Source organism: Acaryochloris thomasi RCC1774, from assembly GCF_003231495.1.
Lineage (GTDB): Bacteria > Cyanobacteriota > Cyanobacteriia > Thermosynechococcales > Thermosynechococcaceae > RCC1774.
In genome coordinates, this window is sequence record NZ_PQWO01000009.1 from 132,568 (window position 1) to 157,631 (window position 25,064).

A 25,064-nucleotide genomic window follows, 5' to 3' on the forward strand; every position below is an offset into this window, starting at 1 on the left:
GGTTAGGTTGCTGACTGAGTAGATGGAGAGTCGATCATTTGTCCCAGGGCGACGACAATTTTGCGCGTACCTGTGTAGGGCTGGCGACCGTGGGCCATCAGCATGTTGTCCAGCATCAGCACGTCGCCTTTTTGCCAGGTGAACTGCTGGGCGCAGACCTGATAGGCGGCGTTGACTTCGGCTAAGACCTCTGGTTCAATTTCAGAGCCGTCGCCGTAATAAACCTGACGCGGCAGGCAGTCACCGCCCAGTAAAGAGCGCAGAGATGCTTGGGTCTCGGGGTCGATATAAGAGAAATGATGGAGCTGAAGCTGATTGAAGAACACTTGGTCTTGGGTCTGGGGATGGGTTGCGATCGCATCTCTCACCTGCCGAGTTCTCAACCCACCATCCTCAAGCCAAATACACTCAACCCCTTTGCTCTGACAGCGCCACTCCACTACGGTGCGATCATCCGTCTGAAAGAAGTCTTGCCAACTGACATCTAGACCCGGCACAAAGTTACGCTCATACATCAGCTTCTTTTGAGCAAAGCGATCGCGCACCTCTGGACGCAGCCTTTGATAGAGCTGTCGACAATCAACAATCGGGGTCTCTCCGCCTGATACCGAAGGCTGAACACAAAAGAACCAGATCTTCATCGGCCACTGTTCGAGGTGAGAGCTTTCGTTATGAAACAAGATCGCCCGATCGTCGGGATAGGGTGTAGAACCATAGACCTTGCCCCCAACCTCTGTGCGCGGCAGATCGCCATACTCACCAAACAGTTCAGGGCACATGGCCTTTGCCACATCTTCAAAGGCTGAAGCATCGGGGATATCAAACCCTCTAAACAACAGCGCCCCAGACTGCTGAAGCTGCTGCTCTAGCTGTGGTCGTTGCTCCTGCGCCCAGGCGGCAAGATTCACTGCCGGGAGTTGGGGCTGATAGAGACCAACGCCAGTGGGGTGGGTGCTGAAACCTACAACTTCTGTTGGGGAAACGGCTCGGTTTTTCTGCCGCTGAAAGCGCTTGCGTTTAGGAGGTGGCGCGGTGAACTGAGAAATGATGGCTTCAATCGAAGTCTCTGGAGCTTCCACTAACTTTTGGAGAAGATCTGTATATTGCTGCGCCAGCCGATTGATGGTGGTGTCCTGAAAGACATCGGTGCTGTAATTCCAGTTGATCACTAACCCCTCAGGTGTCTCTTGAATAAACAACGCTAGGTCAAATTTGGCTACCTGAGCCTCGGGCTGGGTGGGCGTCATCTTCAGGTCCGGCAGCTCTATCGCTGGCATCGGTGCATTCTGGAGTACAAACAAGACCTGAAATAGAGGCAGTAGACCCTCCTGACGCTCAGGCTGTAGGACATCGACAAGCTGGGCAAAGGGAATATCTTGATGGTCATAAGCACCCAGCGCCACGGTCTTCACTCGCTGCAGTAGCGCTTTAAAGCTGGGATTACCAGAGAGATCGGTACGCAAGACCAACAAATTCACAAAGAAACCAATCAGACCTTCCAGTTCACTGCGAATGCGGTTGGCAACATCGGTGCCCACCCAGATGTCTCGCTGCTGGGTATGGCAGCTTAACAAGATCTTGAAGCCTGCCATCAGGGTCATAAACAGAGTCGTGTCTTCTTGTTGACTCAGTTTCACGAGCGCTTCAGACAGGTGGGGCGATAGCGTCAAAGAGACCGTCACGCCTTGATCGCTTCGCTGGGCAGGCCGGGGAGAATCCAGGGGTAACGCCAGGGTTGGCAGGTCTCCGCCTAGCTGTTGTCGCCAGTAGGTGAGCTGTGGTTCAAGGTCTTGCTGACGCTGCCAGAAGGCGAAATCTGCATATTGGATGGGGAGCGGGGGCAGAGTGACATCACGCTTTGAAACAATTTGGGTGTAGAGCTGCGAAAGGTCTTGAATTAAGACGCCCTTCGACCAGCCATCGGCAATGATGTGGTGCATTGTGAACAGCAGCACATGTTTCTCTGGGTCTAGTTTTAGGAGCTTGGTTCGTAGTAAGGGGCCTTGGGAGAGAGTGAAAGGGGTTTGAGTGTTTGCGATCGCAAGTTTCTCCAATACCAGCTCTTGTTCGTCTAAGGTCAAATCCTGTAAATCAACGACAGGAATATTGAGCGTCAGCGACTCAGCAATCAACTGCACAGGTTGACCACCAACGCATGCGTGACCTTCTGCATTGCCCCCCCGGCCCCCCAATTCTGGGGGGAGAGTCTCAGAGGTTAGTTTGTTTCCCCCCAGAATTGGGGGGCTAGGGGGGCCAGTGAAATATCTGTGCTGGATTTCCGAGATCTGAGTAGACACCTCTGACTCCAGGCAGAAGGTCGTCCGCAGAATTTCGTGCCGCTCAACAATTACATTTAAACTCGACTGCAGAGCAGCAATATCTAAACGGCCTTCAAGCAACACTATTGCAGGCTCGTTATAGGCACTGTTTCCTGGAGTGAGCTGATCCATAAACCACAGCCGTTCCTGAGCAAAAGATAAGGGCAACGGCTGTTGACGACTGATCGGAACAAGGCGAGTAGCAGACTGCAGCGGCGGTGCTAAATCAATATGAGTCGCTAGAGTTGCTATCGTAGGGGAGCTAAACAGCAACTGAAGCGGCAGCTCCACGGAGAAATGACTGCGAATTCGAGACACCACTTGAGTCGCGAGTAGCGAGTGACCCCCTAGCTCAAAGAAGTTGTCATCAACGCCTGCTTGTTCAATCCCTAAAATCTCAATCCAGATTTGCGCGAGCTGCTTTTCTGTCGGTGTTTGAGGCGTGACAAAGGCATGACTGCGTTTAGAATTCGAACCCTCTGTAGAGGCTAAGGCTCGACGATCTAGCTTACCGTTGGGCGTTAACGGAAACTCACTCACCCAGATGAATTGGGCTGGCATCATATAGTCGGGCAGAGATATCCGCAACCACTGCTGTAGCTCATTTAGCTTGGGTTCTGTTTCTTCTTGAAGCTGACCGTAAGCAACTAGCGTATCCGCACCCTCTGCAGAGATGACCACCGCTTGAGTAATGAGGGGATGCTGATTGAGACACGTTTCAATTTCACCCAGTTCAATCCTGAAACCGCGCACCTTTACCTGATCATCTATCCGCCCTAAATGCCGGATGGAACCATCTTTTTGAACGCAGGCCAGATCGCCAGTTCGATAGAGCCTAGCTCCCGGCTTATTTGAAAACGGATTGGGGATAAACCGCTCGGCACTCAAACCCGGACGCTGATGATAGCCCCGTGCCAGACCTAAACCGCCGATATACAGTTCGCCTGTCACTCCAGTGGGAACCTGCTGTAGGTGAGAGTCGAGGATATAAACCTGCGTATTTGCGATCGCAAAGCCAATCCCTACGGCTTCCTTCGCTAAAACGGCTTGCTGAGTAGACCAAATCGTTGTTTCGGTGGGGCCATAGAGGTTCCATAGCTCAGACCCGCAGGTAATGAGCTGCGCTGCTAAGTCTGACGACAACGCTTCGCCACCGCTCAATATTTTGAGATGCTGCTGCCCTGTCCAGCCCGAGGCGAGCAGCAAACGCCAAGTTGCGGGTGTGGCCTGCATCAAAGTGGCCTGCTGCAAAGACTGCCCTAGCTGAATCCCGTCTAGAGCCATTTCACGACTAGCGAGCAGAACTTTAGCTCCGTTCACCAGCGGCAGCAGCAGCTCTAGGACTGCAATATCAAACGATAAAGAAGTCACTGCGAACATCACATCGTCTGCAGTGATTCCAGGAGATTGACCGTGGGCTGTCAGGAAATTGATGACGGCCTGATGCGTAATTTGGACTCCCTTGGGCTTCCCTGTGGAGCCTGATGTATAGATCACGTAGGCCAGTTGCTCAGGGAAGGTTGTCAGCCCTAAGTTTTGGGTTGTTTGTTTTGCGATCGCAACTCTATCAATTGCCCCATTAATCACAACCTCTGACTCAATCAAAGGTTCACCATCAGTGATCAAAACCTTTACCTGAGCATCAGCGACCATATAGCGCAATCGTTCAATCGGGTAGGCCGGATCGAGGGGGAGATAGGTTCCTCCTGCTTTGAGAACGGCCAACAGAGCCACCACCATCTCAGGGCTGCGATTGAGCAGTAGACCGACTCGATCTTCTGGGGCAATGCCTTTCACGAGTAGGTATCGGGCAAGCTGATTGGCTTGAGCATTGAGTTCTGCGTAGGTCAGCGTTTGGGATTTAAATTCAAGCGCAATAGACTCTGGTGTTTGCTCAACTTGATGCTCAAACCAACGATGTAAACCCGACCATTGCGGAAGCTGAGTTTGTGCTCCCTGGATAAATTGCTGCTGCTCTAGAGCCGTCAAAAGCGGTAAGTTGCCAATGCTCTGTTCCGGCTCCTTAATGATGGCTTCTAAAAGCGTTTGATAATGCCCTGCAAGACGCTCAATTGTGGATAAATCAAATTGATCGGTGTTGTATTCCAGAACGCCAGTGATCTCAGCTTCTGTTTCTGTGATGGTCAGCGTTAAGTCAAACTTAGCGGTGTGAGTAGCAAGGGCATCCGGTGTAATCGTTAATCCTGGCACTGTTACTTGTCCAGGAGCCGTTTGGTGAGCAAACATGACCTGAAAAAGCGGCGAGTGGCTCAAATCTCTCGGGAGCTGCAGCTCTTCCACTAGTTTTTCTAAGGGAAGATCGGGGTGAGCATAGGCATCTAGCGCTACATCTTTAACGCGCTGCAGTAGCATTGAAAAGCTGGGATTGCCTGCAAGGTCTGTTCGCAGAACTAAGGTGTTGGCAAATAGACCGATTAATCCTTCAATGTCGGCATTGTTGCGATTCACGATGGGGGAACCGATCGCAATATCCGTTTGCCCGGTGTAGCGATAGAGCAACACTTTGAAGACGGCAAGCAACACCATATAAGGCGTTGTTCCTGCAGATGGAGCTAGCGCTCGAAGGTCGGTCGGGGAAGACAGCTTAAAGTTAAAGGTCTCTCCGGCATAGGTTTGCGTGGGAGGACGAGGACGATCAAAAGGGAGGTCCAGTGATGCCGGTAAAGGCGTTAGCTGCTGTTGCCAATACTCTAATTGAGTTGCTAAAAATTCACCCTGAAGGTTCTGCCGCTGCCAGTGGGCGTAGTCCACATACTGTAAGGGCAACTGGGGAATTTCCAGCTCCTGTCCTTGAGAAAATGTCTGATAAAACTCTGTCAATTCTCTGAGGAAAATCTGAGTGGAGCTGCCGTCCGCGATGATGTGATGGAGGGTGACAATTGCGATCGCATCCTCCAAACCCACCCGCACAATTTTGACTCTTAGCAGTGGGCCTTGCGCTAAATCAAAAGAGGCTTGCGTGTCTTGCTCAAGGAGCTGCTTCAACTGTTCGGACTGCTGCTGGCGAGAGTCTCCCTCTAGATCAATGATCGGTAAATCTAAAGGTCTAGCTGGGTCGATTACCACTGTGGGTTGACCTTCGTGGGCGATAAACCGAGTTCGCAGGATTTCGTGTCGTTCTACGATCTTGTCTAGACTTTGCTGGAGGGCCGTGAGCTGCAGATGCCCCTGTAGGTGAAGCTTCGTTGTGATGTGATAGGTGGCTCCAGTGGTTTCGAGTTGCTCAAGAAACCACAGTCGTTGTTGGGCAAAAGACAGAGGTAAATCCCCCGCTCGATTGATTTGAGAAATCCTGCTTTCCGCAGGACTGTGCTGCACATTTAGAGAAGCAGCCAACCCAGAGATTGTAGGGGTTTCAAATATTTGTCGAAGGGGCAGATCAATCCCAAAGTGCGTCTGGATATTGGTGATCACTTGGGTTGCCAGCATGGAGTGGCCCCCAAGTTCGAAGAAAGAGTCTTCGATTCCCACGTCTTGCCGATTGAGGACACGCTGCCAAATTTGTACAAGGTCGGTTTCCGTTTGATTGCGAGGCGCTACAACTGGTTTTTCTCGGGGTTGGTATTCAGGATGGGGAAGGGCTTTGCGATCCACCTTGCCATTGGGGAGCAAAGGAAATTTCTCTAGTACCACAAACAGGCTGGGCACCATGTAGGTGGGTAATGTAGCAGTTAAGAACTGCCGCAGTTCTGCCGCTGGAATCTGCAGTTCATTTGGACAAAGACAGTAGGCCAAAAGTTGAGCATCATTATCTTGAGCATCAGCAATAACGATCGCATCTGTAATGGCTGGATGCTGGACAAGATGGGTCTCTATTTCACCGAGTTCTATCCGTAGACCGCGCAGCTTGACCTGATGATCAAGGCGTCCTAGAAATGCGATCGCACCATCACTTCGATAACAGGCCAGATCGCCTGTCCGATAGAGCCGTGCCCCTGGTTCTGCACTAAAGGGATTCGGAATGAAGCTAGTCGCTGTCTGCCCCGGACGATTGAGATAGCCCCGCGCCAGTCCAACGCTGCTCACAAATAGCTCTCCCGGAACGCCCACGGGGAGTCGCTGAAATCGATGATCTAATATGTAGATCTGAGTATTAGAAATGGGCGTCCCAATAGCGGGTAGGGCATCGTCTTCAGCGTTGTACACGGTGGCGCAGATGGTCGTCTCCGTGGGACCGTAGGCATTGAAAAACCGCCGTCCTGATCGCCATTTTTTGACGAGTTCTGCTGAGCAGGCTTCTCCTGCTGTAATGATCGTGGTCAGGTCCGGCAGCGCTTGCGGATCGAGGGGCGCTAGGGCCGTCGGCGGCAGGGTGGCATGGGTAATCTTTCGACTGAGCAAGAATTCCTGTAAAGGCTTTCCGGGTAAGAGCTGATCGCTCGTTCCGATATGGAGGGTGGCTCCAGCGCTCCAGGTCATTACCATTTCCCAGACCGAGGCATCGAAGCTGGCTGAGGCAAACTGAATGACTTGACTATCGGGATCGAGCTGAAACAGATCTTGCTGAGCCTGACTCAAATTGGTAAGGCCGCGATGGGTGAGCATGACACCTTTAGGTTTGCCAGTGGAGCCAGAGGTATAGATGACGTAGGCTAAGTGGTCCAGTGTTTGAGGAGAGCGAGGATTCTGCGCTGGCCCCCTAACCCCCCCACTGGTGGGGGACTTTGAGTTCTGTTTTGTTCTAGACAGGACAATCAAATCTAGCCCTGTGGATACAGACAAATTAACGGCACTCTCCCCCCAGAATTGGGGGGCCGGGGGGGCCAACGCAGGACCATCACTAGAAAACAGATCAATATAGGCAGGCTGAGTCAGCAAAACCTCAGCCTCAGCCACCATCATCTGCAACCGCTGTTCAGGATAGGTCGGGTCAAGGGGAATATAGGCTCCACCCGCTTTCCAGACCGCAAGAATCGCCACCATCAATTGCGGAGAGCGGTCTAAACAGATGCCCACCAGCGTTTCTGGACCGACGCCGTGATTTTGCAGCTCTCGCGCTAGATCGTTGGCCTGCTGATTAAAGTCTTGATAGGTGAGCTGTAGGTTTTTGGATGAAATCGCAACCTCCCTCCCCCTCTCCACTGCCTGACGCTCAATCAACTCATGGATACAAAATTGTGGGTAATGGCCTTGGGTTTGATTCCAGTCCTGAAACTGCTGGTGTTCAGAGAAACTGAGCAACTCAAGTTGACCAATGGGCTGATCGGGTTGAGCCAGAATATCTGAGAGCAGAATGTTCCAGTGCTCGACGAGTCGTTCAATGGTCGCCCTATCAAACAAATCACGGCTGTGTTCAAACCATCCTTGTATCGATTGATCCCCTTCAAACAACTGCAGGACTAGATCAAACGGTGAGGTCTGTAGGTCAAGGGTGACGGGCTTTAGGGTCAGATCCGCGCAGCGAAAAGATTGGCTTGGATCGGCCTGTAGGCCAAACATCACCTGCAGGAGGGGGGCTGAACTTTGAGATCGCACCGGCGCTAGAACTTCAATCAACTTCTCAAAAGGCAAATCCTGTTGATCATTCGCTTCCGCCACCACAGAGCGAACCTGCTGCAGGACTTGGCGAAAGGTCCAGGTGGGTTTCAACTGGGCGCGAAGGGCGAGGGTATTCACAAACACCCCTATCAATCCTTCAGTTTGCACTTGGTTACGATTCGCCACTGGAGAACCCACCAGCAAATCCGTCCGTCCTGTATAGCGATAGAGCAAAGTGTAGAAAGCCGCGAGACCCACCATAAACGGCGTCGCGTTGGACTGCTGTGCCAAGTGCCTTAGCTTTGCAGTCTGATCTGCCGATAAACTGACGCTGATTCTACCGCTCTGCATCGACTGAATTGCAGGACGAGAGCGATCTGAAGGAAGTTCAAATAGCGTCGGCACGTCTTGAAGCTGCTGCCGCCAATAGTCTAAAAGGGTATTTAATTTCTGCCCTTGAAGTTGCTGACGTTGCCACAAAGTATAGTCTGCATACTGGATTGAGAGAGATGGCAAATCGGTTGTTAAGTCACTGTAAAGAGTTGCCAATTCTCTAATCAACACGCCCAGCGACCAGCCATCGGCAATGATGTGATGAGCATTGAAGAGCAGGACATGATCCTCAGCACTCAACCGGAGAATCGTAGTCCGCAGCAGCGGCGCTTGGGATAGATCAAAGGGCTGCTTTGTGGTTTCAACGATCAGACGCTCCACCGCCTGCGGTGAGCCATTGTCCTGAAGTTCAATCATCGGCAACTGCCAATCTAGAGCCGCCACAATATCTTGGACTGGATCGCCTGCTTCATTTGTGATGAACTGAGTTCGCAGGGATTCATGGCGTTCACAGAGCCGCTGAAAACAGTCGCGCAAGCGTTCAATCTCTAATAGTCCTTTAATTTTGACCGCTGCTGGCAGCGTCAGACCCTCAGGCTGTAGCTGCTGGAGAAGCCAGAGACGTTGCTGGGCAAAGGCGAGCGGAAATGCTGTTTGCTCACGGGGCTGGCGGGCAATCTCGCCCGACGCTTGCTTTTGCTGCAGCCGTTGAGTGAGCTGAGCAAGTTGCTCTGGAGATAGTCCAGCAATCTGGTTCGCTAAGTTACTCATGATTGGCTCCCTGGCGCGATCGTTTCTGGCTCTGCAATATCGGCTAGTTCCGCCAGCAGCTCCTCATTGACTTGGGCTGCTAACCCCTCAGCAATTGCGGTCGCAATAGTGGCTACCGTGGGGTCTTGGAAAAGCAATCGCAACGGCACTTCCACCTGAAATGTTTGGCGGACCCTAGCCATGAGTTGTGTGGCGAGCAGGGAATCTCCCCCCAGCTCAAAGAAGTTGTCGAGAACGCCCACCTTGTCCTGCTGGAGCAGATTAGCCCATAGGTCCGCTACCGCCGTTTCTAAAGCATTTCGAGGAGCAACATAGCCCACAGAACTAGCGAGGGGACTCTCTACCCAGAGCGTTTGTAAATGGCGGCGATCCACTTTGCCATTGGCATTAAGGGGCAAAGCGTCCAAACAGAGGAACCCTTCTGGCACCATGTAGTCGGGAAGTTTTTGAGCTAAAAATTGAGTGAGCACTGAGGCTTGCCCGCTCGAACTTGGATCACCGGCTCCGTCCTGTCCTCCAGGCTCCTGGTCAGATGGCAACTCTTTAAGGACAATGCAGGCCACTAGCTTTTGTGGACTAGCCCCAATCACTAGGGCCGCCGCTGCACTCACATCAGGATGCTGCTCTAGTGCCGTCTCAATTTCACCCAGCTCAATACGATATCCGCGCAGCTTCACCTGCTGATCTTCTCGGCCTAAAAATTCAATCTCACCGTCCGGTCGATAGCAGCCCAAATCACCTGTTCGATACAGGCACTCTCCAGAAATAGGATGGGCAATAAAGCTGGCTGCGGTTTTCTCTGGCTCACCCCAATACCCCTGAGCGAGACCTGAACCGCCAATATACAAGTGTCCGGGTACCCAAACTGGGCAGGGATTCAGGTGCTCATTCAATACATAGAACTGCTGATTCCTCATGGCACGACCGTAGGGAATGCTGCGCCAGCTTGGATCAATCTCGTTAATCGGGTAGAGAATAGACCAAATTGAAGCTTCCGTGGCACCGCCGAGGCTGATGATTTGGCTCTCAGGGCAAACCGCTCGAATCTTCTCTGGCAGTGCCAGGGGTATCCAGTCGCCACTCATTAGGATCAGTCGCAAAGATTGCAGGGACTCTGGCTCACGGGTAATCAGCATCTGCATCAAAGCAGGCACCGTATTCCAAATCGTGACCTGATGTTTCTCAATCAGGCGTACCCAAACGGCTGCATCTTTCACATCCCGAGCAGCGGGAATGATCAATGTTCCGCCAGCGGCAATAGTGCCGAAAATATCGTAGACCGACAGATCAAAGCTAAGGGAAGATAGGGCTAAGATTCGATCCTGAGGGGTAATCTCAAAGCGATGATTGATATCTTCAATCGTGTTCATGGCTCCTTGATGATCGATCATCACGCCCTTAGGGGTGCCCGTTGAACCCGAGGTATAAATTACGTAGGCCAAGTCAGTGGGCTTTTGCAGAGGCGTGAGCGGTGCATCGTATTCTTGCCGTAACGCTTCAGAATCGACCGCAATAATCTGAATTTGGACCGGCCATGCCATTCCAGACTGCAAATGATTTTGGCTGAGAACCCACTTGATATTGCCCTGATCCAAAAGGTGATCACGTCGCTCCATCGGTAGGGCCGGATCAATTGGTACATAGGCTGCACCGGCCATTAAAATGCCGTATACTGCCACGACCTGTTCCCATCCCTTTTCCATTGAGATAGCAACTAGCTCGTTGGCCTGCACACCCAAACGACGCAATCGCTGACCGACCTGCTGGGCGCGCTGGCACAGTTCACCGTAGGTTAACCGCAGCGTGGGCGTAATGACAGCTAAATGCTGGGGCTGATGTTGTGCTTGGGAGACTAAACCGTCCTGGAGTAACGCGGTGGTCAAGGGGGCTTGAGTGCTTTGGGGCTGAACGTGAGTGATGGGGAGCGGCTGTGTCTCCTGCCAAGTCTGAGAATGGAGTGCTAGTTTTTCTAGCAGTTGGCCATAGGCCGAGAACATAGCATCCACCATCCCGTCGGGGAATAGACCTTCAACCACGTCCCAGTTGTAGACCAGTTCATCGTCTTCTTCGTAGACTTGATGATCGAGCCAAACCTGCGGCGTTTGGGCAATGCTGTGGACAAGCTTGCCCAGCCAATCGGTGTTAAAGGTAGAGCTGTTTTGAAGCTGTGGGTTGGCTAACAGGCTGGTAAACACAACAGGCATGGCAACTTGTTCTTGCGTTTGCGCCATCATCTCTCGCAGAACGCTGACCCCACTAACGAGGCTGTGTTCGAGATCTTGCCAGAGCTGGTTTTGGAGCTGTTGCGATCGCACCTCAAAAGTCCCCACTTCTCTATAGTCAACCGCTAGCAAAGTCAGTGAAGTGAAATCACCTACAAGACTCTGCACCTGCGGGTGAATAGGGAGTCGATTAAACGTCGTGAGGTTAACGCAGAATCGTCGAGACTTGCTCCAGATCGCTAAAATCTCGGTATAGGCGGCCAGCAATGCCCCAGAGGGTGTGAGGCCCAGTTGTGTTGCTTGCTCTTTCAACAACTGCCACTGGTCAGCAGATAGCCTTGCGGTGCGGCGCACAAATCGAGGTCGAGTTATTTGTGCCGGTGCTACAGCTAGAGGAAGTTCTGGAGCTGAAGGTAAGTCTTGGAGTCGGGCCTGCCAATAGTTTTTAGACTGTAAATACCGTTCTGAAGGTTCAAAGGACTGCAGCGCCAGCACGTAGTCCCGAAATGAAAGCTTCAACGTGGGTAAATCATTATCTAACGATGTATAAAAATGCCCCCATTCCCGACAGATAATCCCGAGGCTGGCACCGTCTACCAGCAGGTTATCAATGCTGAGAAAAACGTGAACGGTCTGCTCATCCAAGCGGGCTAGGCAGACCTCGAACAGCGGCCAAGCGTGGGGATCGAGCATTTGATGCGAAAGGCGATCGCGCAGTTGTTCAAGTTGCTGTTGTTTCAGGTCACTAGATAGAGAACGCCAGTCTAGAACGCTCATCTCGTAGGGCGGCAGATCTGCGAGCACCTGCTGCTGACCGTCAGGCAAAATCACCGTTCGCAACACGGGGTGGCGATCAATCACCTGTTGGAAAGCTTGCTGCAGGCGGTGGCAATCTAATTCCTGCCCCTCGAATTCTGCATAGACATGGGCGGCAATGTTCCCCATTTCAAAGGCACCGCTTCGGCCAATCCAGTAGGCAGTCTGAATATCGTTGAGCGGGAACGGCTGGTGACGCTGCGTGGGATTGAGTTCAATGTTGGGTAAGGTCTCGACCATGCCATCTAAATTGGCTAGAATCTGAGTCGCTAAGTCGGCAATGGTGGGACTGGTCAAGAACTGAACCAAGGGCACTGAATAGCCGAACTGCTTCTCTAGATCAAATTTGATCTCGGTGGTCATGATCGAATCGGCAGCCAAAGAACTAAGCGGTGTCGTGGCCGTAATTTGTTTTGGGTTTATGCCAATGGCACGGGCAAACCGTGTCTTTAAATCGCGCTCTAATTCGGCTTGACGTTGTTCAGGGTTAAGAGAGGCAAAACTTTCGCGCGAAATTGCGGTCTCAGTGACTTTTGCAGATGGGGTAGGGCTGACCCTAGCACCCGAGGTGGCGAGATAGCTCCAATACCGCTGCCGCTGAAATGGATAGGTCGGCAATGGAATCCGTTGATGTTTAAAGCCGCGATAAAAACTGTCCCAATCAACTGTAAACCCCTGTTGATAGAGCTTTCTTAGGCTTAGCAGAATGTTGTCTGGCTGAGCTGCGATGGTCCAGTGGTCGCAGGTTCCCCAGCTTTGGGGCAGGTTGCCCATAATCAGAAACTGCTCTGGCCCTTGAGGGGGTGCGATGGTCTGCCGATCGCCAGATCGAAGCCAGTCTAATAGGGTGGCGGTATCGACGGGCGTATCCGTTGAATCGCTGTAGAGAATGCCTGTGGCAGGCTGCAGTTGTTCGATGGGTGTTGCTTTGATAAGCCAGTGGAGGGCTTGCTCTAAGGTGAAGTATCCGGCTTGGCAGGCTGCGATTGTGCTTCCCATCAATCCACTCGGCTGAAAACCCCAGGATTGCCACAGTTCAGCAAGGGCGTAGGGCAACACAAAATTCAGAATGTCTGGATCTGACGTGGATTTGAAATCAATCAGATCTGCTTTTAGCTCTGACAAAATCTGGTTGGCTTGGTCAATGGTGGCCCGGAACACCGGATAAGTTTCATAGAGTTGTTGGCCCCAAGTCAGGCTCTGCTTTTGTTCTGAAGGGAAGAAGAAAATTAGGTCGGGTGTTGTTTGTTGTATAGAAGATGAATCTACAGTGTATAAAGATGTTTCGGAACTACCTTGAAGAGCTTGCGCTGGCCCCCCCGGCCCCCCAACCTTAGTGGGAGAGTCGCTGACGTTGGTTTGCTTTCCCCCCAGAATTGGGGAGCTAGGGGGGCAATGCAGGGTTGACTGGTTTTCCTCTAGTGATTTATATACATCGTTAGAGTACTGGGCTGTATTATTAGTTTCTAAATATTCCTCTAGCGCTTGCTGTAGTTGGGGTATAGAGTTAACGACAAATGTACATCGATGGAGGAAGTGAGATCGCCCCACCCCTGCTGTAAAACAAAGATGACCCAAGTCAGTCTCAGGGTGCGCCTGCAAAAACTGAAGATATCGATGAATCAGCTCGACCAAAGCCCCAGGAGTCTTTGCAGACAGAGGCAATAGATATAAAGGTCGTGTTTCTGATTGAACCGTTACAGTTGGAGCAGATTCCAGAACGGCATGGGCATTAGTCCCACTCATGCCAAAGGAGTTGATACCTGCAAGCTGTGGCCCCGAATGCTGAGGCCAAGGCGTTAGCTCAGTGGGAATTTTGGCCGGAATTTCACCTAGATCAATCTCAGGATTGAGGGTCTTTAAATTTAGATGGGGCGGCAGTTGCTGATGCTGCATCGATAGCACGACCTTGAGCAAGCTTGCCATCCCCGAAGCGGTCTCGGTGTGGCCGATGTTGGTCTTTACCGATGCGATGTGGAGCGGGTCTTGTTGCGATCGCCCTTCTTTAAACACCTGACTCAGCGCCCGAACTTCAATGGCATCTCCCAGCGGCGTCCCTGTTCCTTGTGCTTCGACATACTGAATCGCGCTAGCGGCCACGTTGGCCTGTGCCAACGCCGCTCGAACCACCGTCTGCTGAGCTGCACCATTGGGGATCGTTAATCCTCCACTGGCACCGCCATGATTGCAGGCCGTCCCTTTAATGACGGCCAAGATATTGTCGCCATCGGCTTGAGCATCTTTGAAGCGCTTGAGGGCCACGACCGCACAGCCTTCAGAGCGTACATAGCCATCAGCAGCAGCATCAAAGGTCTTGCAATGGCCGTCTGTCGCCATCATTCGGGTTGCAGAGAAGACGATATTTGATTCTGGCGAAAGCAGCAGATTCACGCCCCCCGCTAAAACCAAATCGCATTCTTCGTTACGCAAACTCTGACAACCCAAATGGACTGCCATCAATGAAGATGAACAGGCCGCATCAAGGGCCATATTCGGGCCCTGCAGCCCTAAAACATAGGACAACCGTCCTGCAGCAAAACAGAAACCACTTCCGGTCCCCGTGTAAGCATCAATTCCTTCAGGGGTCTTGGCCTGCAGATTCGCATAATCGGAGGTGCCAATGGCAACATATACACCTGTTCGGCTCCCTTTGAGCTGCTGTGGTGCATAGCCTGCTCGTTCAAGCGCCTCCCAACTGACCTCTAGCAAAAGGCGCTGCTGCGGATCCATTGCAGTGGCTTCACGAGGACTAATGCCGAAAAAATCGGGGTCAAACTGATCCACCTGATCTAAGAAACCGCCATGTCTGGTGTAGGTTTTCCCAGGCACGCTGGGATCGGCATCAAAATAAGCATCTACATCCCACCGCTGCTGAGGGACTTCTGTAATCGGGTCACGGCCCGACTGGAGTAATTGCCAATAAGCCTCTGGATCGTTGACGCCACCAGGAAATCGACAGCCCATGCCGACAATCGCGATTGATTCAGGCTGCTTTAGAGTCTCTAATTCCTCATGCAGCTCGTAGGCTAAAAGCGCAAGCCGTTTGGGAGAGAGGGTTTTAATGTGGTTGAGAAAATCACTCACTGGGGTCTTGCCTTGCAAATTTTTCGTCAAACAGCCGATCAACGTCGTCGTCTGAGAGCTGTGAAATCTTGTCTAAGGTCGTCTCCGCAACGGGGGCGGTTGCCGGAACTGACGGTGCTTCCCAGCCCAGCGTCGATTTGGCGAGATAGGTCGCCAAAGCATTGACGGTGGGATGCTCAAAGGCGGCCACGGCGGGAATCGTTTCGCCCAGGCTGGTTTCTAGGTGATTTTTGACTTCTAGGGCCATGAGCGAATCCATGCCGCTTTCAAACAGTCCGCGATCAGGATCGATGGCACTCGGAGACGAAATCCCCATCACCTGAGCCACAATTGCCTGGACATGGTTTTTGAGAGCCTGTAGTCGAGCTGCGGGGGGCAAGGCTTCCCAGTCTTGAAGTAGAGCTGGAGGGGGTTGGGAGTCTGAAGCTGAAGCTTGATTAGCAACATCAGCAAGCAGGGGTTGTGATTTAGCAGTAGGGAATAGATCAAAAAACTCTGACCAAGGCACGGGTAAGAATGCAATCTGTCCCTGCTCGTGCATGAGTTGCCCTAATGCCTGAAGTCCCTGCTCTGGTGTCAGAGTCCAGGATTCGGGAAGGAGACGTTGTCCGGCTTTGATGGAACGCGATCGCAACCCAATCTCAGACCAATCTCCCCAGTCAATACTGAGGGCTGGTAAACCCAATGACCGTCGATGATGAGCAAGGCTATCTAAATAAGAATTCGCCATGCTGTAGCCGCTGAGCTGTTGCCCGACGGAACCCAGTAAACCTGCCCAAGAGGAAAACAGAACAAAGTAATCGAGGGATTGTTCTGCAAAATACTGATGGAGATTCCAGGCTCCTGCAGCTTTGGGACTCAGGATCTTGTCTAGCTGTTCTAAATCAACCTGCTCTATTGGAGCAAGCTGGGGTGGCTCCATTGCTAAGTGAAAAACGCCCTGAATAGGTGGCACATCGACGGACTCGATCTCTTGGGCTAGCTGCTCGGGGTCCGCGACATCTGCTGTGGCGAGATGAACCTGGGTTCCTTGGGCTTCAATGGCCTGAATCGCTTGAATCTTCTGGAAAGCTGTATCTTTGCTAGGGAGAGACAGCCATTGATGACGAGGTGGTAGAGACGTGCGACCTAATAGGATCAGATGCTTAGCACCTTGTTCTGATAGCCAGGTCGCGACCCGTAGACCTAAATCGCCGAGACCGCCTGTGATTAGGTAGCTGGTAGCTTTGATCTGGGCTGAGTTCTGGGCTAGAGCCGCTCGGTACGGGGTGAGGTGAGGTGAAAAACTTTGGTTCTGGCGAAATGCGATTTTTCCATGCTGCATTGTCCTTCCAGGTTTGGAAGGAGAGACCCGAGAGTCCATCTGCTTTCCCCCCAGAATTGGGGGGCTAGGGGGGCCAGTGAAATCCTGCCGGGAAGTGTCCCGATCTAGATAGGCATCATTCGTTCTGCTTTGTGTGTTCTCTATTTCTAAGTTCTGCCCAGGAAGCACTTCGCTCTGCGTTGGCCCCCCCGGCCCTCCAATTCTGGGGGGAGAGTGCCTGGAGTTGGTTGGTTTTTTCCTAAGATGGGGCTGAATACTTTGCAGCAGATCGGCTGCCGCTTGAGAGACGGACGCTGCTGGATCTAAATCAATGAGACCGCCGTACCGCTGGGGTTGCTCGACCGCCAACACTTGGCCTAAGCCCCACAGCATTGATTGCGTGGCGTTGGTTTGACTCTCCGCAACTGACTGACTGCCCTGCGTCACTAGCCAGAGTGGAGTCTCAACATTGGCAGCTTCCATCGCCTGAATTAACGCTACAGGTGTGGCTGTATTCCAGGACGTTTCCAGGGGTGACTGATTCAGATCGTTCAATCCCCATAGGTAAACCACCCCTCGATAATCATCAGAGGTCGATGAAGTAAACAGAGACTGAAATGAGGTCAGATCCGCTGAGTCTGTTTCAATGATTTGGCATATTTCCCCTCGAGATTGAAGCAATTCCGCAAAGGCTTTTCCGATACCAGCGAGATCGCAAAAAACAAGCCAAGTTCCGGGCTGTTGGCTGCGTTGACTAGAAGCCACTAGCACCGCTTGCTGAGATAGACCGTCACGATTGGCTGCGATGATCTCAGCATCAAACTGGTTAGCCTGGAGCAGTTGCTGCCATTGTGCTGAACTAATTAGCGGATAGCTGGGTCTCAAATCAGTATCGGTAAACGACCACCATCCCGGCGTCAGACCAAAAATCAGATCGAGCCAAGCCTGGGGTTCCATTCCCTCTAGCGCAATCAAGAGACCACCCGGTTCTAAGAGTTGGTGGATATGCTCCACAGTTTGCTGGAGATCGGCGGTGGCATGAAGGACGTTGGCAGCCAAAATGATGTCAAACGACTGAGACTCAAATCCTTGTTCACTGGGTGCCTTTTCAATATCCAGCAGCCGATAGTCTATGAACGGATAGTCAGCAAACTTCTCTTCTGCCTTGGCGGTGAATAAAAAGGAGACATCGGTGAAGGTATATTCAGTCCTGTAGCCGGGAAGCTGGGGCAAAACGTAGGCTGTTGTCCCGCCGGTACCTGCCCCAATTTCTAGAATTCGAATGGTGCGATCTGTAGGGAGATCTTGGATGGCGGTTGCGATCGCATCGACAACCCACTGATTCGCCACCTGAGCCGCCGGAGAATCTTGATACAGCGCCTCAACATCGGCAACCGATCCGTCAGGGAACAATAGATTGAGCGGATCTTGGCCCTGCAAAACCGACGCTAATCCCTGTCCACATCGCCCCAACAAACTGATCTCAGCCTGACAAGCCGGATAATGAGTTTGAAGACCTTGAAGACGCTGGGCTGGCGCTTCAAGGGTGGGCACCTTCTTGATCTGCCATTGGTTTGCCCCTTGAGCAATGAGAATATCTTGCTCCGTCAAAACCTCAATCAGGCGATGCAGGAGCCGGTGATGCTGGGGCTGGATCTGCTGCCGTAGGGCAGCAAAAGGAAACGGCTGTCCAGGCTGCAAGTTCAGATCCATATCCCAAAAAGCCCAGAGAATAAAATCTCGACTCAAGGTATTGAGCTGGGGCAATAGATCTCGATAGACATCTAGCTTTTCTATACGAGTCTGCTGACGCACTTGATTAGCAATTTGGGACACAGAATCAAAGGTTAGAGTCGTATCCTGTAGTTCCGGCAAAGAGCAAGGACGCCACTCCACTTGATAGAACCAGTCTGCAATCTGGGAGCAAGGGATACTCATCGGCTGCAGCCGAATGCCCTGAAGCGTCATTTTGACGGTGCCGTCAGCGTCTAGAACCCGCACGTCCCCTGTCAGTTCGTCGGCCTGAGAGGTGAGAACTGCATGGCTATAAAGTGGGCCGTCAAGCGCCTCTAGAATGGTGAGTTCACCGAGACCAATGGGTAAATAACTAACGGTGTCGGCTTCGGGTAGCGTTGCCCAAAGAACCTGTAGACAGGCATCTAACAGCGCGGGATGAGTACTGTAGTCGTCGGCATTGAGATGAGCGGGGAGCTTGATCGTTGCGATCGCTTCTCCTTCTGTTCGCCAAAGCTGCTCAATCCCCTGAAAGCTTGAATCTAGCTCAACCCCACGCGCTTTTAAGGTTTGGTAGAACGCCTTGTTTGCGATCGCATCACAGCGTCCTTGAATAGCGGCAATCGTGTTCCTTTTTAGATCTTGAACATCCTGAGCCGGGTCTTCTGAATCTGCCGCCATCTCTGGTAAGTGAACCGGAATGCTAACAGAGGCTTCAGTCAGTTCTTTACAGGCCGCGCGCAGCCGATTGAGATGGGGAAGGGTTTGCAGAATTAAATCTGGATGCGGCCCAAAATCAAGGAGGCAGGCGATTTCGTTAACGCCGATATGATGAAGCTGCTCCACGAGGCTCTGACAGCTCTCAGAAGTGCCCAGCAAGGCTCTGCCCTCGCTATAGAATTTCTCGAAAATCCGATCCGTCATCTGATCAAGATCGGTCTCAGAAAGAGAGCCCAGATCGACAGACTGTCCTCGGCTGTAGCTCAACCCCTGCAGCAGCGGCAGATTGGCTTTCAGATAGCTGCAGTAGGGATGCCGCACTTCTTCCCGCACTGTAGTCAAGTCATGGCCCATGTAGGTGTGCAGCGTCACCGTTACCTTGCCAGGGCAATGACCATATTCCACACTCGTTTGACGATACAGCGCAATATTCTGCGCTAGCGTCGCTAAATCTTGATCAAAGAGATGCGTGAGTAAATTTGCACCTAACTCCCCTGCTTTAGCAAAAGTTTTTGGGTTGCTAGCCGCCGTCACCCATAGCGGGAGCTGCTTCTGTACCGGTGTCGGATAGACTCTAATCTCACGGAACTGACCATCACCACCCTGCACCGAAATAGAGTCGCCTCGCCAGAGCTTCTGGACAGTCTGAATCCCTTCTTCCATGACCTGCCACCGCTGATCGTAGCGCTCAGGGAAGAAGGCAAAATCTCCCGGATTCCAGCCCGAGGCAAAAGAAAGGCCCACGCGACCATCGGAGAGGTTATCCACCATCGCCCATTCCTCTGCCACTCGGATTGGGTCGTGCAAAGGCAGGACGACACTCCCGGCCTGCAGGCGAATATTCTGGGTTTCGCGGGCCAGCGCCGCCTGTAAGACCACAGGATTAGGATACAAACAGCCCAAGGGCGTGAAATGCCGTTCAGGAATCCAGATGCTAGAGAAGCCATTTTGATCGGCAAACTTGGCGCTTTCGATGACGAGGCGATAGCGATCTTGCTCTAAGTTATCTTCACCACTGGCAAAGAACATCAGACCAAACTGCATTCCCGTCTGAGCCATCTGAGCCGTTGCAAGGCTGGGAGTCTGTAGTGCACTCGTCACGCTGCGATCCTTTCCCGACTGGGCTGAAGGACGATCGCAGAGGCGTGCAGCGTCCAAGGGGCTGTTGCAGATTGCCGACTATGAACCTGAAAACAGGCGGAGGGTTTGGATGCCGCCAACGACACCTGGACTGTTTTTGGCTGGCCGGGAGTCAGAAAAAGCGGGATATGTAGCTTGAGCTGCTGCATAGGATATTGCCCTTGTCCCCAAGCCGTTTGAGCTGCAGCCATCACCATTTCTAAATAAGCTCCCATAAATAGAACCGGTGCTCCTCCCACACGATGCTCATTCAGGTAAGGCATTGTTTCTGGATCGAGTGCAACCTCCCAAAGCCAGTCCGTTGCTCGATGGGCAGGTGACGCTAACCGATGACCCAAAAGGGGATGATCGGCTTGTTCGTCAACCAGCCTCAGCGAAGGTTCTGTCGTCGGCAACCAATACCGCTGATGCTGAAATGGATAGGCCGGGAGAGCAATCCGCTGCCGAAGATAGTCCTGATCGAAGCCTTGCCAGTCCACTTCAAAGCCAAACTCGTACAGCCGCCCCAGACTTTTTAAGAGGCAGGTCCAGTCATCCTGTTTGGGTCGTAGGCTCGGTAGCCACTGGTGAGATGATTTGCCTAGGCACTGTTGACCGAGGCTTAGCAAGGTTGGCTGAGGGCCAATCTCTAAGAAAAATTCACATCCCTGATCTGCCAGTGCTTTTATCCCTGCGGCAAACTGTACGGGCTGTCGAACGTGCTGCACCCAATAATCGGCAGTAGCAATCTCAGGGGGGGCCAGGTCTCCGGTCAGGTTACTGATTAGCTTGATCTGGGGCTGTTGAAAGCTGACCGATTCAGCAATCTGTCGAAACTCATCTAAGATTGGCTCCATCAGCGGCGAATGGAATGCATGGGATACCGTTAGCACCTTGAGCGATATTCCTTGAGCCATTAGCTCAGCAGAAATCTTGCGGACCTCTGAACGCTGCCCAGATATCACAACGTTTTGGGGGCCATTGATGACGGCGATGCTGACGTTTTGATACGCCGCTACTAGCGGCTCTACTTGTTTAAGGGCAGCCCTAACTGCGACCATTTCACCCTCGGCGGGTAGAGCCTGCATGAGCCGACCTCGGGCTGCAATTAGCTTTAACCCGTCTTCAAGACTAAAGACACCGGCAATGCAGGCTGCAACATATTCACCAACGCTGTGCCCTAAGAGTGCGTCTGGCTCGATTCCCCAAGACTGCCATAGTTTTGCGAGGGCATATCCTAGGGCAAAGAGGGCAGGTTGAGTGTGAGCAGTTTCGTCAATGAGTGATGTCGTACTGATAGCTGGATAGAGAACATCTAGCAATGAAGGCTCTAATTGCAGAATCTCTGCACAGTCATTGAGTGCCTGCCGGAAGGTGGGTTGAGTGTCGTAAAGCTGTCGCCCCATGCCCACATACTGAGATCCCTGCCCGGTAAACAGAAAGCCGATGGTTTTAGATTGTGTTTGAGGATGCTTTTTGTAACCCTGAGAAATTAAGGTTTGGAGCTGCTCTTTGAGGTGCTGGGTGGAGTGGGATGCGATCGCAACTCCAAACCCAAGCGAAAAACGTCCTGTATTAGATGAATAGCAAAGATCTGCAAGGTTCACGGTGGCCGCGACCTCCTGCACATACAGTTCACACAGTGCCTGCAGCGCTGCGGGAGTCTGAGCCGATAACGCCAATAAATGCTGCGGCCTCTCGTTCGGGACTGGAGCTTTAAAAGTTTGGATCGGGGCTTCCGCAATAATGGCGTGGGCATTGGTACCGCCGAAGCCAAAGGCACTGACGCCTGCTAAACGCCTTTGATCAGAAGCGGGCCAGGGTTGGGGTTGGGATGCGATCGCAAACCCTGAACCCTCCAGTTCAATATAGGGATTCAGTTTCTGACAGTTCAGATGTGCCGGAATAGAGCCATGCTGTAGAGCCAACACAACCTTCATTAATCCGGCGATACCCGCAGCCGACTCTAAGTGACCGATATTTGTTTTCACCGACCCAAGCCAGCAGGTCTGTTCACGACCCTGCCCTAAAACCTTTTGCAAAGAGGCCACTTCAATCGGATCTCCTAATGGCGTCCCCGTGCCGTGGGTTTCGACATATTGAATCTTTGCCGGAGCCACACCCGCTTGATCTAACGCCTGAGCAATCACCCGTTGCTGTGCTAAACCATTGGGGGCTGTAATTCCATTACTGCGGCCATCTTGATTGATGGCCGATCCCATGATTATCGCCAGAATCGGATCGCCATCTCGTTGGGCATCTGCCAATCGCTTGAGAACAATCAGTCCACAGCCTTCTCCTCTGACATAGCCATCGGCATCGGCATCAAAGGTTTTACAGCGACCATCGGCGGCCATCATTTGAGCCTCCGTGAAGGCTGTCGTTAGTTCTGAAGAGAGAATGGCATTGACGCCACCTGCGATCGCAAGTTCGCAGTCCCCCACCCGCAAACTCTGACAGGCTTGATGAACTGCTACGAGCGCAGAAGAACAGGCAGTATCAACAGCAATACTCGGCCCCTGCAAATTGAACTGATAAGAGAGTCGATTCGCCGCCATACTCAAGGCATTACCCGTGCTGGCGTAGGTGTCCCAGTGTTGTTGAGATTGGGCTAGTTTGCGACCATAGTCACTGTTGCTGATGCCAACAAACACACCCGTCTGACTATCTTTGATATTTTGTGCCTGTCCCGATCGCTCAAAGGCAGACCATGCGACCTCAAGCAGTAATCGGTGCTGGGGATCAATCTTTTCGGCTTCCCGTGGAGTAATCCCGAACAGGTCAGCATCAAACTGATCGATGCCCTCGATAAACCCGCCCGGATATTGGGACGTGGGGCTGATGGGTTGGATGCGATCGCAAGGCACTTCCCCAATTGCATCAGCGCCATCTTGCAGAAGCTGCCAAAACGCTTCTGGACTCTCTGCACCCGGAAATCGACAGTCCATCCCAATAATGGCAATACCGTCTGTCGTCGTTTGAGCTGTTGAAGGCGCAGTTGTCGTAGTCTCGTTCGCTAAATACTGAGCAAGCTGACGAATGGTGGGGTAGTCGTAGAGCAAGATGGGAGACAGGCGACGCTGGAGCCAGGTTTCCAATTTACCCGAAAGGCTAATCGCCGTTGCAGAATTTAAGCCTAGGCTGACAAATTCCACCTGCGGATCAATCTCCGCAAAAGGAACGCTGACTTTCAGGGCAATTTGGTTCCTTAGCCAAGTTTCAATTGCCTCGCTCGTTACACGAGCAGCCTGAGCCTCCTGAATTTTGGAGTGAGGAGAGAGAAAACTGCTCTTCGCCTTCCCAGACTGCCCATTGGGTTGTAAATCAGTGGGTTGTAGATGATTGTCCGCAGTCCATTCGCTCAGTACAGTCAATGAGTTGTTCAACAAGCCTTGCTTACAAGCCTGCCGCTGAATCTTTCCGCTTGATGTTTTAGGAATGCTCCCCGGCTTCAGCAGATAGAGACCGTGAATCTGTAGCTCGTGGTGTTGAGAAACGGCCTTTTGAACAGTTATGATGATGTCTTCGATATTGAGCCTGCGGCGATGGCTACGCTCAACTTCTTGGACAATAACCAGCCGTTCTTCCCCTGCAACAAACTGAGAAACGGCAGCGCCACAGCCTGATTTCAAGGCTGGATGGCACTGAGCAACTGTGGCCTCAATATCTTGGGGATAGTGGTTCTGCCCTCGAAAAATCAATAAGTCTTTCCGGCGTCCGGTGATATAGAGTTCACCATCACTGAGAAAGCCCAGATCGCCCGTTCTCAAGAAAGGGCCATCGCCATCAAGATCGGCGCAGAAGGCCGCTTTCGTCAGCTCCGGCTGATTCCAGTAGCCCTTAGCCACGCTGGGACCAGACACCCAAATCTCTCCTACTTGTTCTGAGGAACAAGGCGTGAGCTGGTCAGGATCAACAATCTGGACGCTTTGATCCAGTGCTGAATATCCACAGCTCACAAGGGTTTGGGCATCCTCCTCAGTTGCATCAACTTCAAGCACTTGATTGAGTCTTAGGGCAGTGCCTTGAACAGTTTTGCAAACGAGTTGTTCTGATGCCCGCTTTCCCGTCGTCATCAGGGTTGTTTCAGCCATGCCGTAGCAGGGTAAAAAGGCTTCCCGTCGGAATCCGCATTCAGCAAAGGCTGTGGCAAAGTTTGAGAGCGTTCCCGCTCGAATGGGTTCGGCTCCTGTGAAGGCGACCCGCCAACTGCTCAGGTCTAACTCGGCTTTATCCTGGGGTGTCGCTCGCTCGACGCAGAGGTCGTAGGCAAAATTGGGAGCGCCGCTGGTGGTTACCTGATATCGAGAAATAGCCTGTAGCCACCGAAGGGGCTTCTGCAAGAACTGAGCTGGGTCCATTAGCGTAACGGAACCGCCGCAGTACAAAGGCTGAAGAATCCCCCCAATCAACCCCATATCATGGTAGGGCGGCAGCCAGGAAACCACGCTCATCTGAGACGTGTGATTGAACTGCCGAGCAATCCAGGCTAGATTGTGCAGCAAGTTCTTATGGGTGACCATCACCCCTTTGGGGGCTGCGGTTGAACCTGATGTGTACTGGAGAAAGGCAACATCGTCCCCAGCCATCGGCTCAATATGCACGGGTTCTTGTGGCTTCTGCGCATCATCAGTGACGATCCACTTTAGCTTTTGCAGCCAGGGTAAATCGGGCAACTGTTGCAGACGGTTTAAGGTGGCAGTGGTGGTGAGCGCCAGCGTGGGTTGAGCGTCGTCAACGATGGACTTTAAACGCTCTAGACTGCGGTTAGGTCGTGGTGGGTAGATAGGTGTTGCGATCGCACCTGCATACAAGCAACCAAAAAACGCTGCCACGTAAGACAGCCCTGCCGGAAACACCAGCAACACCCGCTCCCTCTTGGCCTCAAACTGCTGGAGCTGCTGGCAAATCCATCGAGCCTGCTGGTCGAGACTCTCGTTAGAAAGCTGAACCGCATCTGCCTCACCATCGGTCAGAAAGGTATAGGTCTGATGCTGAGGCTTCGACTGCGCCCTCCAAATCAGTAGCTCCACAAGTGTCTGAATATCTTTTCTTTCTGACGATTCAGCTTCGAGCATGTTCAAAATTGGCAAAAAATAGAGATTGGGCCAGCAAAAGCGGGTGACGTGGTTTACCACGCTTCAG

The 25,064-nt window shown here is 52.3% G+C and carries 4 protein-coding genes and 2 pseudogenes; all 6 read right to left on the reverse strand.

Annotation, left to right across the window (positions count from 1 at the left end; all coding sequences use genetic code 11):
- Positions 1 to 2 precede the first annotated feature (2 nt).
- Entirely contained in the window at positions 3 to 5,972 is a 5,970-nt protein-coding gene (locus C1752_RS15170; RefSeq protein ID WP_431193990.1) for a non-ribosomal peptide synthetase, read from the reverse strand.
- Positions 5,946 to 7,520: pseudogene (locus C1752_RS30620) on the reverse strand (non-ribosomal peptide synthetase); the annotation flags it as partial. The gene C1752_RS15170 and the pseudogene C1752_RS30620, both read right to left, overlap by 27 nt.
- Positions 7,506 to 8,921 (reverse strand): annotated as a pseudogene (locus C1752_RS30625) (condensation domain-containing protein); the annotation flags it as partial. The pseudogenes C1752_RS30625 and C1752_RS30620, both read right to left, overlap by 15 nt.
- Positions 8,918 to 15,043 carry a hybrid non-ribosomal peptide synthetase/type I polyketide synthase gene (locus C1752_RS15175; RefSeq protein WP_110986922.1) on the reverse strand — a complete coding sequence of 2,042 codons (6,126 nt, stop codon included), beginning with the start codon at positions 15,041 to 15,043 and terminating at the stop codon, positions 8,918 to 8,920. The pseudogene C1752_RS30625 and the gene C1752_RS15175, both read right to left, overlap by 4 nt.
- Entirely contained in the window at positions 15,036 to 19,901 is a 4,866-nt protein-coding gene (locus tag C1752_RS15180) for a MupA/Atu3671 family FMN-dependent luciferase-like monooxygenase (protein ID WP_110986923.1), read from the reverse strand. Before C1752_RS15180 ends, C1752_RS15175 begins: the two co-directional genes overlap by 8 nt.
- Complete coding sequence (locus tag C1752_RS15185) at positions 19,898 to 24,997, reverse strand: type I polyketide synthase (protein WP_110986977.1); 5,100 nt, start codon at positions 24,995 to 24,997, stop codon at positions 19,898 to 19,900. Before C1752_RS15185 ends, C1752_RS15180 begins: the two co-directional genes overlap by 4 nt.
- Positions 24,998 to 25,064: the final 67 nt, after the last annotated feature.

What these genes read in the sequence shown, in the direction of transcription:
- C1752_RS15185 (WP_110986977.1), bottom strand. Translation starts at nt 24,997, where the DNA reads ATGCTCGAAGCTGAATCGTCAGAAAGAAAAGATATTCAGACACTTGTG.